Source organism: Nostoc sp., from assembly GCF_036917395.1.
In the GTDB taxonomy this organism is placed as follows: domain Bacteria; phylum Cyanobacteriota; class Cyanobacteriia; order Cyanobacteriales; family Nostocaceae; genus Nostoc.
Map to the genome: position 1 here is coordinate 197,629 of NZ_JBALDI010000004.1, position 12,876 is coordinate 210,504.

13 protein-coding genes are annotated in these 12,876 nt (G+C 39.0%); 12 read left to right on the forward strand and 1 reads right to left on the reverse strand.

The features are described from left to right. The first annotated feature begins 36 nt into the window (after window positions 1-36). The 3 genes from V7K46_RS03220 (at window position 37) to V7K46_RS03230 (ending at window position 2,838) form a co-directional block, all read left to right on the forward strand. The gene (locus V7K46_RS03220) at window positions 37-1,419 is read left to right on the forward strand and encodes an HlyD family efflux transporter periplasmic adaptor subunit (RefSeq protein ID WP_335110981.1); all 1,383 of its coding nucleotides are present in this window, start codon (window positions 37-39) and stop codon (window positions 1,417-1,419) included. Window positions 1,420-1,509: 90 nt separating this feature from the next. Continuing rightward, entirely contained in the window at window positions 1,510-2,241 is a 732-nt protein-coding gene (locus V7K46_RS03225; RefSeq protein ID WP_335110983.1) for a peptidylprolyl isomerase, read from the forward strand. A gap of 366 nt (window positions 2,242-2,607) precedes the next feature. Next, window positions 2,608-2,838, forward strand: a complete 231-nt coding sequence (locus tag V7K46_RS03230) for a hypothetical protein (protein ID WP_335110985.1) — start codon at window positions 2,608-2,610, stop codon at window positions 2,836-2,838. A 125-nt stretch (window positions 2,839-2,963) separates the two neighbouring features. Here the strand turns inward: V7K46_RS03230 and V7K46_RS03235 are convergent, their stop codons facing one another. Then, window positions 2,964-3,329, reverse strand: coding sequence for a surface-adhesin E family protein (locus tag V7K46_RS03235; RefSeq protein WP_335110987.1), 366 nt, complete (start codon window positions 3,327-3,329; stop codon window positions 2,964-2,966). A 1,296-nt stretch (window positions 3,330-4,625) separates the two neighbouring features. Here V7K46_RS03235 and V7K46_RS03240 point away from each other — a divergent pair. From V7K46_RS03240 to V7K46_RS03280, 9 genes are all read left to right on the forward strand, one after another. Further along, entirely contained in the window at window positions 4,626-6,365 is a 1,740-nt protein-coding gene (locus V7K46_RS03240) for a Mu transposase C-terminal domain-containing protein (RefSeq protein ID WP_335110989.1), read from the forward strand. Between the two features lie 62 nt (window positions 6,366-6,427). After that, a complete protein-coding gene (locus V7K46_RS03245; protein ID WP_335110991.1) occupies window positions 6,428-7,264 on the forward strand; it encodes a TniB family NTP-binding protein in 837 nt (278 codons plus the stop codon). After that, window positions 7,264-7,767 carry a TniQ family protein gene (locus V7K46_RS03250; protein ID WP_335110993.1) on the forward strand — a complete coding sequence of 168 codons (504 nt, stop codon included), beginning with the start codon at window positions 7,264-7,266 and terminating at the stop codon, window positions 7,765-7,767. Before V7K46_RS03245 ends, V7K46_RS03250 begins: the two co-directional genes overlap by 1 nt. Before the next feature lie 58 nt (window positions 7,768-7,825). Next, a complete protein-coding gene (locus V7K46_RS03255; RefSeq protein ID WP_335110995.1) occupies window positions 7,826-7,960 on the forward strand; it encodes a hypothetical protein in 135 nt (44 codons plus the stop codon). A 216-nt stretch (window positions 7,961-8,176) separates the two neighbouring features. Further along, window positions 8,177-8,812: a hypothetical protein gene (locus V7K46_RS03260; RefSeq protein ID WP_335110997.1), complete on the forward strand. Its 636-nt coding sequence runs from the start codon at window positions 8,177-8,179 to the stop codon at window positions 8,810-8,812. 14 nt (window positions 8,813-8,826) lie between these two features. Further along, window positions 8,827-10,389 (forward strand): type I restriction-modification system subunit M, encoded by a 1,563-nt coding sequence (locus V7K46_RS03265; protein WP_335110999.1) that lies wholly within the window; start codon window positions 8,827-8,829, stop codon window positions 10,387-10,389. Beyond that, on the forward strand, window positions 10,379-11,710 hold the full coding sequence (locus V7K46_RS03270) for a restriction endonuclease subunit S (protein ID WP_335111001.1): 1,332 nt from the start codon (window positions 10,379-10,381) through the stop codon (window positions 11,708-11,710). Before V7K46_RS03265 ends, V7K46_RS03270 begins: the two co-directional genes overlap by 11 nt. Before the next feature lie 41 nt (window positions 11,711-11,751). Continuing rightward, complete coding sequence (locus V7K46_RS03275) at window positions 11,752-12,006, forward strand: hypothetical protein (RefSeq protein ID WP_335111003.1); 255 nt, start codon at window positions 11,752-11,754, stop codon at window positions 12,004-12,006. Window positions 12,007-12,186: 180 nt separating this feature from the next. Further along, entirely contained in the window at window positions 12,187-12,873 is a 687-nt protein-coding gene (locus tag V7K46_RS03280; protein WP_335111005.1) for a hypothetical protein, read from the forward strand. Window positions 12,874-12,876: the final 3 nt, after the last annotated feature.

Here is a 12,876-nt window from a genome sequence, read left to right on the forward strand (position 1 = left end):
AGCTTTGTTAACAACATTTATATCAGATAAACAACAATGACAAACGAATTTCCGACACAAGAACAGTTCAGTCAGAACGGCCACTACCCTAGTAATCAAGCGGACTTAAAACCTCAGTCAAAATCTTCTACATCCCTCAGTGAAGACTGGTCTTCTTTAACCAAAGAATTAATTGATACATTGCCACGAGTTTGGACACGCGGATTGCTGTATTGGCTAGTAATATTTGCAGCGATCGTTTTACCTTGGGCGATGCTATCTAAAGTAGATGAAACAGGGAGTGCTAGAGGACGGATTGAACCTCAAGGTAGAACTTTGAGATTGGATGCACCTGTTACTGGAAAAGTTACATCTATCAAGGTTAAAGAAGGTCAAACTGTTAAAGCTGGACAAATTTTATTGGAGTTGGAATCAGATTTAAATCGCACTGAACTACAACAAAACCAGGCCAAGCTTGAGGGTCAAAAAAATCGAGTCAATCAGCTTCAGTTATTAAAAAATCAATTAGCAATGTCTTTACGCACTCAGCAATTACAAAATCAAGCCCAAGAATCTGAACAACTTGCTCAACTTGACCAAATTCAGCAACGGTTTAAGTCTAGTAAACAAGTATATATCTTAGAAAAAGGCCGTCTTAAATTAGCTAATAATGAAAGACAACGTTATCGATATCTTTGGCAAAAAGGTGCTATTTCTAAAAGTAAATTAGAAGAAATAGAAGGCGCTATGTTTGAACGCCAGAGACTTTTAGAACAAGCTCAATCAGATATCCAACAAGCTACTACCGAAATTACTAAACAACAAAGCACCAATCAACGCATCAGTCGTACAGGTGAACTCGCACTTTTAGATAGTCAAAAACAAATTAAAGAGCTTCAATCTCAAATTGTCGATGTGCTATCAGAAATTGACCAAACCAAAAAACAAATCCAGTCTTTGCAATTTCAAATACAACAGCAAACTTTTCGCACTCCTATTGATGGCACAATTTTTCAGTTATCTATAAATAATGCCGGAGCAGTTGTGCAACCAGGGCAAATGGTTACTCAAATTGCACCTCAGGGAGTGCCTTTGATATTTAGAGCCGAAATGCCCAGTCAAGAAAGTGGTTTTCTCCGTATAGGAATGCCTGTCAAACTGAAATTTGATGCTTATCCTTTCCAAGATTATGGAGTAACCGAAGGCAAACTTCGCTGGATTTCGCCAGACTCTAAAGTTGTAGAGACTGCCCAAGGCAAGGTAGAAAATTTTGAACTAGAAATTGAATTGCCAAAAACTTATATCCAAACTAAAAACAAACGTATTTTATTAACACCAGGTCAAACAGCAACTGCTGAGGTAATTGTTCGGCAGCGCCGGATTATTGATTTTGTGCTAGATCCGTTTAAAAAGTTGCAAAAAGGTGGTTTGAAACTATAAAGAGAAATAAATGCCAAAAAGTTACTCCTTCTTGTTTCATTTTTAACATTGTCAAATTCAGCTTCAAGTTTATTACTAAAGAGTTATCCTATGTCAGAAGTGCTAACTGTTTCTCAAGACGAAATTCTCAACCAAATCAAGCTTTCATGCCAAATTCCTTCTGTGATAGAAGATATTCTTACTCGCAAGATTATTTCACATACGGCGAAAGAGGTTGGTATTAAAGTGGAGCCAGAAGAACTACAGCAAGCGGCAGATAGCTTGCGTTTGATGAACAAATTGACTAGCGCTGATGCTACTTGGTCATGGCTACAAAAACACAGTTTATCTCTAGACGAGTTTGAAGAATTAGTTGATTACACAGTAATTTCCTCAAAATTAGCTCAACATCTATTTGTATATAAAGTCGAAGCTTTTTTTGTGGAACACCAGATTGATTATGCCCAGGCAGTTATGTATGAAGTGGTTTTAGATGATTTTGATTTGGCGATGGAACTGTTTTACGCATTAGTTGAAGGTGAGATGAGTTTTCATGAAATTGCTCATCAATATATTCAAGATACAGAACTACGCAGAAAAGGAGGATATCGAGGGATATTAAAACGTGCAGATTTGAAACCAGAAATTTCTGCTGCTGTTTTTGCGGCAACTCCACCGCAAGTTGTCAAACCAATATTGACATCCATTGGGGCACATCTGATTTTGGTTGAGGAACTCATTGAGCCACAATTGGACGAGATGTTGCGCTTAAAAATTCTCTCAAACTTATTTTCTGAATGGCTAAAGCAACAAATTGAGCTAATTTCTGTGAGTTTGACATAAGCCTGAGTTGGATTAAAATTACTTATGCGTATTGCCACTGCAAGCTTGCAAACCATCAAAGGAAAAATTAAGAGCATGAACGGCATTTCGCCAGTCACGCTCAATAGAACTGAAAAGATAAAATATCAATAGTAAGTATTAATTTATACACATAAATTAATAGCTTTGAGCTATGTTGATAAGCGATCGCCATTTTTAGCTATGGTTATGTAGGTTTGAGTTAATCTTCTGACTGGGATGCTTAATTTTAGCGACTTGCCTAATTAAGCTGCCCTGTTCTGTTCATACAAATACTGCTGAAACCCGATAAATACTTCACTAATATTGGCAACGCTCCCTAATCAATTAGTTATCAAGCTATGAAGTTTGTTTATAGGTGAAACTCCAAACTCCAATCAGGTTGATGAATCTTTGCTTTTGCATGATCGCTCCGATCAGGTTGATAAAACCTCGGAGAGTGCAGATGCAAAAGAAAATAATGTAATTGTTACTGAACTCTCGACAGAGGCTAAGTTGAGAGTGGAGGTATTACAAAGTCTGATTGAGCCATGCGATACCTTCTCTACGAGACGCTACGCGAACGGTAAGCTTCGCTAACACAAAACCTACGGAATTAAATTAAAGCAAGCCGCAGAAAAACTTGGCAAAACGGTTCGGACAGTACAGCGACTATTATTCAACCCTGGATTGGGGCTAGCTGATTAGCCCCCGCCTTTCTTTTTTTACTTACAAATGGTTTGCCATAAAACAGATGTAAGACTATCTACCATAATAGGTTTAAAAGTACTATCAGCAGCTTGGCGGGACTCAATTATCTGTCCACTATTATCATACGAGTCATAGCTAATTAATCTTTCACTTCTTGTTTTACAAGACATCTCACTATACCCAATCATCCCTCTGTTTTCACTTTGATCTAAAATCATTGTTTTGTAACGATACAATCCATCAACTTTAGTTAAAGACTCAGCATCAAGAGATAAGACTGTTTTGCCATCTTCACTAGTAGCAATATGTTGCCAAGATTCAGACATAGCAGGAAAAACCACAGACAAAGTAATAGCCAAGCTCAAAAAAATTGTTTTCATAATAATCCTAAAAAATCATTACCATCCAGGCGTTAGCCCAAAACGACATTAACTAATTGGTGTTTTTAGTATCTTTCCTTATTTAATCCTTATCGTAGAGTACCCAGAAAACTAGATAAATCTTTAGGTGTTAGATTAGGTTTTGCAGTATAAATAAAGTAAAAAGTTTCAACCATCATTCCGGCTAGGGGTGGGTTGAAAGATTTATGAAGGAACTCTTAGTAGTGGTGAAAAAGGTTTCAACCATCATTCCGGCTAGGGGTGGATTGAAAGTTTTTATCTACTATTCTTGCAGGAGATAAGCTATAACGTTTCAACCATCATTCCGGCTAGGGGTGGGTTGAAAGGCTTCCTTCAGATTGATTTTCCCAATTCCCAAAGTTTCAACCATCATTCCGGCTAGGGGTGGGTTGAAAGATAATGCCTTGTATTATAGAAGAAAATCCAGAGTTTCAACCACCATTCCGGCTAGGGGTGGGTTGAAAGATAAAGCAATATTTGCAAGCCATAGGATAAGTGGGTTGTTTCAAGAACCATCAAGGCTACGAATAAGTTACTAATATTGTTGAATTTTTATTTAGATTGCAAGCTTTTTGGGAGGGTTGAAAGGCGCACTTCGTTCGGGATGATCCTGAATGTTTGCAGATATATTGGAATTATGGTGAGCTTATAACTGAGCCTCCTACTCCATTCCAAGAAAGTCAGCTATATTTAAGTCCATAGGAGAGCCGTTGACAAATAATTTGTCGCTATGGAAATTTTGACAAATATTTTGTCGCCAGGGTCAAATAATTTGTCGCTCTACAAATAAAGTGTCCGTTAACTAATTAAATGTCGTCTTAACAAATTAATGTCGTTTCTTTAAAATAGCTATAAGTATTACAACATAAAGGATATAGCTTTTGTCAGCTAAATTTAATGCCATGTATAATTTAACTCATTAGTTGTCGTAAATTAAATATATAACATTTTAAGCGTCGTCTTTTCAAAAAAAGCTTTAAAAATTTTTTTGCCTATCCATAACGAAATAAGTGTCGTTTTTGTGAAATAACTAAAAAATAAAAAGTTAAATGTCGCTTTTTGGACAAAATTAGTATTATATTAACTAGCACACAAAAAACAATAAGCAATAAATAAGACATATATGTATTAGTGTCTTATTGTTTCTCTCTACTTGCGAGGTCATATTCCTATTCCGGCTTAATTTTGATGCAAGCTAAATCTGTAAATTTGGCTTTTCTTAGAGAGACTTGCTGTACTGCCTAATCAATTAGTTTCAAGCTATGAAGTTTGTTTATGGGTGAAACTCCAAACACCAATCAGGTTGATGAATCTTTGCTTTTGCACGATCGCTCGGATCAGGTTGATAAAATCTCCGAGAGTGCAGATGCAAAAGAAAACAATGTAATTGTTACTGAACTCTCGGCAGAGGCTAAGTTGAGAGTGGAGGTATTACAAAGTCTGATTGAGCCATGCGATCGTAAAACCTACGGAATTAAATTAAAGCAAGCCGCAGAAAAACTTGGCAAGACGGTTCGGACAGTACAGCGACTCGTCAAAAAATATCAAGAACAGGGGTTATCAGGCGTTACTGAAGCCGAACGTTCTGATAAAGGTGGCTATCGGATTGATGATGGTTGGCAAGATTTTATCGTCAAAACTTATAAAGAAGGTAACAAGGACGGTAGAAAAATGACACCGGCTCAAGTCGCAATTCGAGTTCAGGTTAGAGCCGGACAGCTAGGTTTACAGAAATATCCCTGCCACATGACGGTTTATCGCGTTCTTAACCCAATTATTGAACGTAAAGAGCAGAAGCAAAAGGTAAGAAATATTGGTTGGCGTGGATCGAGAGTTTCCCATCAAACTCGTGATGGACAGACGCTCGATGTACATCATAGTAACCATGTTTGGCAGTGCGACCATACAAAATTGGATGTCATGCTGGTTGATCAATATGGTGAAACTTTGGCACGTCCTTGGTTGACAAAAATTACAGATAGCTATTCGCGCTGTATTATGGGCATCCATTTAGGTTTTGATGCACCTAGTTCTCTGGTAGTCGCCTTAGCTATGCGTCATGCGATGTTACGCAAGCAGTATAGTTCGGAATATAAACTTCATTGCGAGTGGGGAACTTACGGGATTCCAGAAAACCTATTTACTGATGGCGGGAAGGATTTTCGCTCGGAGCATTTGAAGCAAATTGGTTTTCAACTTGGTTTTGAGTGCCATTTACGCGATCGCCCACCGGAAGGTGGTATTGAAGAACGCGGATTTGGGACTATCAACACAGATTTTTTGTCAGGATTTTATGGTTATCTAGGTTCAAATATTCAAGAACGCCCAGAACAAGCGGAGGAGGAAGCGTGTATTACTCTGCGGGAATTAAATCTGCTGATAGTGCGTTACATCATTGATAACTACAATCAGCGAATAGATGCTCGCAGTGGAGATCAAACACGGTTTCAACGCTGGGAAGCGGGATTACCTGCGCTGCCAAGTTTGATTAATGACCGAGAATTAGATATCTGCCTGATGAAAAAGACACGTCGCAGCATCTATAAAGGCGGATATGTAAGCTTTGAAAATATTATGTATCGGGGAGATTACCTGCCAGCTTATGCAGGAGAAAGTGTGTTGCTGCGATACGACCCCAGAGATATATCAACTGTTTTTGTATACCGTCAAGATTCAGGAAAAGAAGTGCTACTGTCTCAAGCTCATGCGATTGACTTAGAAACTGAGCAAATCTCCTTGGAGGAAGCAAAAGCTGCAAGCCGAAAAATTCGTAGTGCAGGCAAGCAATTAAGTAATAAATCTATCCTTGCAGAAGTGCAAGACAGAGATACTTTTATTAAGCAAAAGAAAAAGACCCATAAGGAACGCAAGAAAGAAGAACAAGCTCAGGTGCATTCTGTAAAACCGTTTCAAACTAAAGAGCCAGTAGAAACTGTCGAAGAAACCCCTCAACCTCAAAAGCGTCGCCCCAGAGTATTTAACTACGAGCAACTTCGCAAAGACTACGATGATTAATCTGATTGAGGCTTCTGGTTGATCGATTTTAAACGCACTTTATATTTGAGAAACCACGGATTATGGCAGAAGATTATTTGCGGAAGTGGGTGCAGAATTTATGGGGAGATGACCCGATACCGGAAGAATTACTACCGATAATTGAACGGCTAATTACTCCTAGCGTTATCGAACTTGACCATATCCAAAAAATCCATGACTGGTTAGACAGTTTGCGCCTTTCTAAACAATGTGGTCGAATTGTTGCACCACCACGAGCTGGTAAGTCGGTGACTTGTGATGTTTATAAGCTGCTGAATAAGCCACAAAAAAGAACAGGTAAGCGCGATATTGTACCCGTATTGTATATGCAAGTGCCTGGAGATTGTTCTGCTGGAGAGTTACTAACTTTAATACTTGAAAGTTTGAAATATGATGCAATTTCTGGAAAGCTTACAGACCTGAGACGCCGAGTATTAAGACTTTTAAAGGAATCAAAAGTTGAGATGCTGATTATCGATGAAGCAAATTTTCTGAAGTTAAATACTTTTAGTGAAATTGCCCGTATTTATGATTTATTGAATATTTCAATTGTTCTTGTGGGAACAGATGGTCTGGATAATCTCATTAAAAAAGAGCCATATATTCACGACAGATTTATAGAATGTTATAGATTACCATTAGTATCAGAAAAGAAATTTCCCGAATTTATCCAAATTTGGGAAGATGAGGTTTTGTGTTTACCTGTCCCATCAAATTTAACTAAACAGGAAACTTTAATGCCACTATATCAAAAAACAGGGGGCAAGATTGGTTTAGTAGATAGGGTATTAAGACGGGCTGCAATTTTATCCCTAAGAAAAGGGTTGAAAAATATTGATAAGGCTACTTTGGATGAGGTTTTGGAGTGGTTTGAATAATGAAAGCATCTTCAGAAACACCCCGCTTTTTTCAAGTAGAGCCGCTCGAAGGAGAAAGCTTGAGCCATTTTTTAGGTCGTTTTCGCAGGGCAAATTATTTAACTGCAACTCAATTAGGTAAATTAACAGGACTTGGTGCAGTTATTTTGAGATGGGAGAAGTTTTATTTCAATCCATTCCCGACGCAGCAGGAGTTGGAAGCGTTAGCCTCTGTAATTGGGATTGATGCTGATATACTAACTCATATGCTGCCGCAAAAGGGTGTGACGATGAAGCCTAAACCAATTCGGTTATGCGCGGCTTGCTACGCAGAGAACCCTTGTCATCGTATTGAGTGGCAGTATAAGGAGAAAATAAAGTGCGATCGCCACCAGTTGCGTCTGCTAACCAAATGTACTAACTGTGAAACACCTTTCCCAATTCCCGCAGATTGGGCGCAAGGTGAGTGTTATCACTGTTTTTTGCCTTTTACTACGATGGCGAAGCGTCAAAAGCGTTATTGACATAAAGCTCTTGTGTAATTATATGAGTGACCTCATTAATAGGGTCTCACAAAAGGCGATGTCTACGACGGGCTACGCCTACGCAGTCTCTTCCCGGAGGGCGATCGCCTTTGTTTTTTCTATCAATCATCTACCTGTCATGGATGAGGCACGAGTGCGATCGCACGTATTCAAATTCAATTGGTGGCTGTAAATTAAAATCTATAGTGCTCAAAGTTATTAACAAAAGTAGTAAATATACTACTTAGTATTAAAAATTTTAGAGCTTATACTTATGAAGCTAGAATTCTAAGGAATTTTTTTTAGCTTCAAATCCTGCTGTAAAGGATTTCTGCCATTAAAGGCAGTTTATGTGGCATAAGTTTTACAAAAGCCTTCAGAGTAAATTTTGACTTGGGGTGGCTAGGGTATGGATGAAGTCGTCAAAAAAGTAGCTGCTTTGGGTTTACCTGGTGTGATTTTGGTAATCACGATGGCAGCTACAGGGTTTACAGGTGCTGCTACCATTACCGCAGCTTTAGCTTTTCTAGGTGGGCCTGCGGGGATGTTGGGTGGAATTGCAGTTTTGGGGCTAACAGGATTAATTACAGATGCTTTGGCAAAAGTCAGCCTAGAAGATTTTCTCACAGCAGTTTATTGCCAACGCCGACAGGATGAGCCACATGGCAAGCTGCTAGAAGAGATTAACTCGTTATCACTGTTTGACGGCGACATCAGAGATAGGCTCAAGACGACTGTAACTGATGGATGCGGTTGTGCAACGGTGGTTAACTCTAGTACAACAGATGATGCAAGAGAAGCGATCGCTATTTTAGAGAATGTCCCTGGCATGACTCCTGCACACCACAGAGATTTTAAAAGTTCTAATCCGATTATCAGGCTCAGGGACGGGACAGTAGTGAGAACTTGGAAAAACCCCGTTGGTGTTGACCATGTTTTTTTAGGCGATCGCAGTGACAAAATGATTTACGGCGGGTTTGTCGGTTGGATTCACAGTGAAGGTTTAAACCAGGCAATCGTTCGCATCAGAAGAGACTTTACTTAAGGGAGTAGTACTTAGTGGCTCGTGGTCAGAAAAAAACCGAACAGAATAACGGTAATGGGGCGACTTTAGGCTTTGAACAAGCTCTGTGGTTAGCTGCGGATAAGCAGCGAGGTCACATGGACGCAGCGGAGTATAAGCACGTTGTCTTGGGGTTGATTTTTCTTAAATATATTTCCGATGCTTTCAGTGAGCTTTACGACATCCTGGCAAATCAACCATACGCTGATCCGGAAGACCGCGATGAGTACACAGCAGAAAATGTTTTCTGGGTTCCTAAAGAAGCCCGATGGTCATTTTTACAAGCTAACGCTAAACAACCAAGCATTGGCAAACTACTAGATGAGGCGATGGATGCTATTGAGAAGGAAAACCCATCGCTCAAAGGCGTGTTACCCAAGGATTACAATAAGCCAGCCCTAGATAAACAACTGCTGGGAGAAATCATTGACCTGATTAGCAAAATTGGCTTAGGAGATGAAGCAAGCCGTTCCAAGGATATTTTGGGGCGAGTTTACGAGTATTTTTTGGGACAGTTCGCCACTGCGGAAGGTAAGAGAGGCGGACAGTTTTATACACCGCGTTGTGTGGTGCAGTTGTTAGTAGAAATGATTGAACCCTACAAGGGGCGAATTTATGACCCCTGTTGCGGTTCTGGGGGAATGTTCGTGCAGTCGGAGAAGTTTGTCGAAGCACATGGGGGAAAGATTGGCGATATTTCCATTTATGGGCAAGAGTCAAACCCGACAACTTGGAAACTGTGCAAGATGAATTTGGCAATTCGCGGGATTGATGGGAATATTGGCGATCGCAATGCTGATACTTTCCACAATGACTTGCACAAAGACCTCTTGGCTGATTTTATTCTAGCTAATCCCCCATTTAACATGAGCGATTGGGGTGGGGAAAGATTGCGAGAAGATAGGCGATGGCAGTATGGTACTCCACCCGTAGGTAATGCTAACTATGGTTGGGTACAGCAGATAATTCACCATTTAGCAGAAAATGGTATTGCTGGTTTTGTGTTGGCGAATGGTTCGATGAGTTCTAACTCTTCGGGAGAGAGTGAGATTCGCCAAGCCCTTATTGATGACGATTTGGTCGATTGTATGGTGGCATTGCCTGGGCAGTTATTTTACAACACCCAGATTCCCGCGTGCCTGTGGTTTTTGGCACGGAATAAGGAAGATGGCAAGTTTCGTAAACGAACTAGGGAAATATTATTTATAGATGGGCGAAAGATGGGGGTGTTAATTGATCGAGTACACCGGGAACTGACGGATGAAGAAATCAAGCGGATTGCTCAAACTTACCATGCTTGGCGGAGTGAGAAGGAAGCGGGTGAGTATGAGGATATCCCTGGTTTTTGTAAGAGTGCCACCAAAGATGATATTGAGGCTCACGGTTATGTTCTCACGCCAGGACGATACGTGGGGGCAGAGGAAATTGAAGATGATGATGAAGCGTTTGAGGAAAAAATGCTGCATTTGACAAAGAAATTAGAACAGCAATTTGAGCAATCAGCAATCCTAGAAAAGGAGATTAGAACGAATTTGACGAGGTTGGGATATGGCTCTTGAATTATCAGAAACAAAAAGCACATCGCCTCTCGGTTCTCTTCCCCCTGGTTGGAAGCTTGTAAAATTGCAAGAAATAACAACAAAGATAGGAACAGGTGCTACACCAAGGGGTGGAGAAAAAGTTTACCTATCAACGAGAAAGAATTTTGCATTGATTCGTAGCCAGCACGTATTTGATAGATATTTAAAAAGTGAAGGAATTGCTTTTATTTCTGATGAACACGCTGCTGAACTCCAAAATGTTTGGGTTCAAGCATGTGATTTATTACTAAATATCACTGGCGATGGCATAACCTTTGCAAGAGCCTGTTTAGTTCCTGAAAATATACTTCCTGCCTGTGTTAACCAACACGTTGCAATTATTCGACTAGATAAATCGCAGTGTGTGCCTGGATATCTGCTCTCATATCTAACTCATCCCTTAATTAAAGAATATATTGAATCTTTTAATTCAGGTGGTAGCCGTCGGGCTATTACTAAAGGACATATAGAGTCTTTTGTAATCCCTCTACCTCCCCTGCCCGAACAAAAAGCGATCGCCCACATCCTCGGTACACTTGACGACAAAATCGAACTGAACCGGGAGATGAACCGGACGCTGGAAGCAATGGCACAGGCAATTTTCAAATCCTGGTTTGTGGACTTTGACCCTGTTCGCGCAAAGATGGAAGGACGACTGCCAGCTGGGATGGATGCTGCAACTGCTGAACTTTTCCCTGATGAGTTGAAGGAGTCGCCGTTGGGGATGATTCCGAAGAGTTGGGATATAAAACTACTTCCCGACGCAATAGATGTTAACCCTAGCCGAAGACTTGCAAAAAGCGAAATAGCACCATATCTTGATATGGCGAATATGCCAACACAAGGACATCGCCCCGATAATTGGATAAACAGAACTTTTAGTTCAGGAACAAAATTTATAAATGGTGACACGCTTTTAGCACGAATTACACCTTGTTTGGAAAATGGTAAAACTGCTTTTGTAGACTTTTTGGAAGATGAACAACTTGGTTGGGGTTCAACAGAATATATTATTTTACGGCCCAAACCGCCTTTACCAGTTGAGTATGGTTATTATCTAGCACGAAGTGATGAATTCCGTACATTCGCTATTCAGAATATGACTGGTTCTAGCGGTCGTCAACGAGTACCTAATGAGTGCTTTTCACAATATTTTTTAGCTCTTCCATCTCAAAAAATAGCTAAATTATTTGCAGATATTGTGAAATCATTGATGGCAAGAATTAGCTCGAATAGTGAGGAATCCCGCACCCTTATTTCCATCCGCAATACCCTAATACTAAAACTCCTATCAGGCTAAATTCGTTTACATGAAATTGATAATATATCGGGAGTTGATGAATGAGTTTAATAAATATTGAGTATGATGAAACTCTTGCGGAGAAGGACATTATTAAATTAAGTTTATGCAATGAAGAAGATTACCCTGATTTAGTTTATGAAGCTAATGAAGATTTTAATCAATATATCGACGAACAATATATTAATGGAATAAATATTTACGGTTCAATTTTTCAGCCCAGTAAGATATTGTACGAATTAGACAATGAAAATTACCGTATAGCTCTACAGGAGTTTAGAGCAGAAGAAATATAAAAATTTAAAGAACTTGTATTTGATGAATTTCCAACACCTATTGCATACAACTTTTACCGATTTGAACATGGTTTTGACAATGACAATCAACGCCGTGACTTTTTACGTGATACATGGGAGTCAATTATATTTTTAATTTATGCAATAGTTGTTGGAGAATTTCGTTGCTCGAAGCTATCGATGGAAGATACAGATATAAAGATGCAACAAGTTCTATCAGACAGCTTGGATGCAAAGTTGTCAATTGTCACAAAACTTATTAAAATAGCAATAGATAAAGGGTTTAAATTATCTTCGCTGAATGTTATCTCACTTGATTTAATTGACAAGCTTAGAGAATTAAATCGCCTTAGAAATGGCTTTTCACATACAGGAGCTATGTCTGAAGAGCAAGCAAAAAAGTTCATTCTCAAGTATCAGGCGGATGTTTTATCAGTATTACAATCTTGTAGAGATTTAAGGTTGGTAAAATTAATTAAGTATAAGAAAAGTGAAGGTAAAATAACCGAAATAAGATGTGAAGTATTTAATGGACATTCTATGAATAGAAAATATGAAAAATTTTCTTTGGCAAAAGAAGACTTAGACAAATGTACTGATTATTTAGAGCCTAACACCATACTAGTAAATATTAATAATCATATTTTTAGTATTTCCCCATTTTTTCATTTTAAGCCCACTGTTTCAGGGCATCAAACTAAACTATGTTGCTATAAAAAGAAAAAAGGCGAAACTCCTAACCAAAAATTTATTTATGAAGTTATAGGAGATGCTTTAGAAATGGATTTAGATAGTACTGATTTTAAGATTGTAATTGAAGATATACGTAATTTATTACCAGATTTATCAGGTAGAAGCGGGGATTAATCG

Coding starts and splice junctions, on each gene's coding strand:
- V7K46_RS03220 (WP_335110981.1), top strand. CDS start 37: ATGACAAACGAATTTCCGACACAAGAACAGTTCAGTCAGAACGGCCAC.
- V7K46_RS03225 (WP_335110983.1), top strand. CDS start 1,510: ATGTCAGAAGTGCTAACTGTTTCTCAAGACGAAATTCTCAACCAAATC.
- V7K46_RS03235 (WP_335110987.1), bottom strand. CDS start 3,329: ATGAAAACAATTTTTTTGAGCTTGGCTATTACTTTGTCTGTGGTTTTT.
- V7K46_RS03240 (WP_335110989.1), top strand. CDS start 4,626: ATGGGTGAAACTCCAAACACCAATCAGGTTGATGAATCTTTGCTTTTG.
- V7K46_RS03245 (WP_335110991.1), top strand. CDS start 6,428: ATGGCAGAAGATTATTTGCGGAAGTGGGTGCAGAATTTATGGGGAGAT.
- V7K46_RS03250 (WP_335110993.1), top strand. CDS start 7,264: ATGAAAGCATCTTCAGAAACACCCCGCTTTTTTCAAGTAGAGCCGCTC.
- V7K46_RS03255 (WP_335110995.1), top strand. CDS start 7,826: ATGTCTACGACGGGCTACGCCTACGCAGTCTCTTCCCGGAGGGCGATC.
- V7K46_RS03260 (WP_335110997.1), top strand. CDS start 8,177: ATGGATGAAGTCGTCAAAAAAGTAGCTGCTTTGGGTTTACCTGGTGTG.
- V7K46_RS03270 (WP_335111001.1), top strand. CDS start 10,379: ATGGCTCTTGAATTATCAGAAACAAAAAGCACATCGCCTCTCGGTTCT.
- V7K46_RS03275 (WP_335111003.1), top strand. CDS start 11,752: ATGAGTTTAATAAATATTGAGTATGATGAAACTCTTGCGGAGAAGGAC.
- V7K46_RS03280 (WP_335111005.1), top strand. CDS start 12,187: ATGGAAGATACAGATATAAAGATGCAACAAGTTCTATCAGACAGCTTG.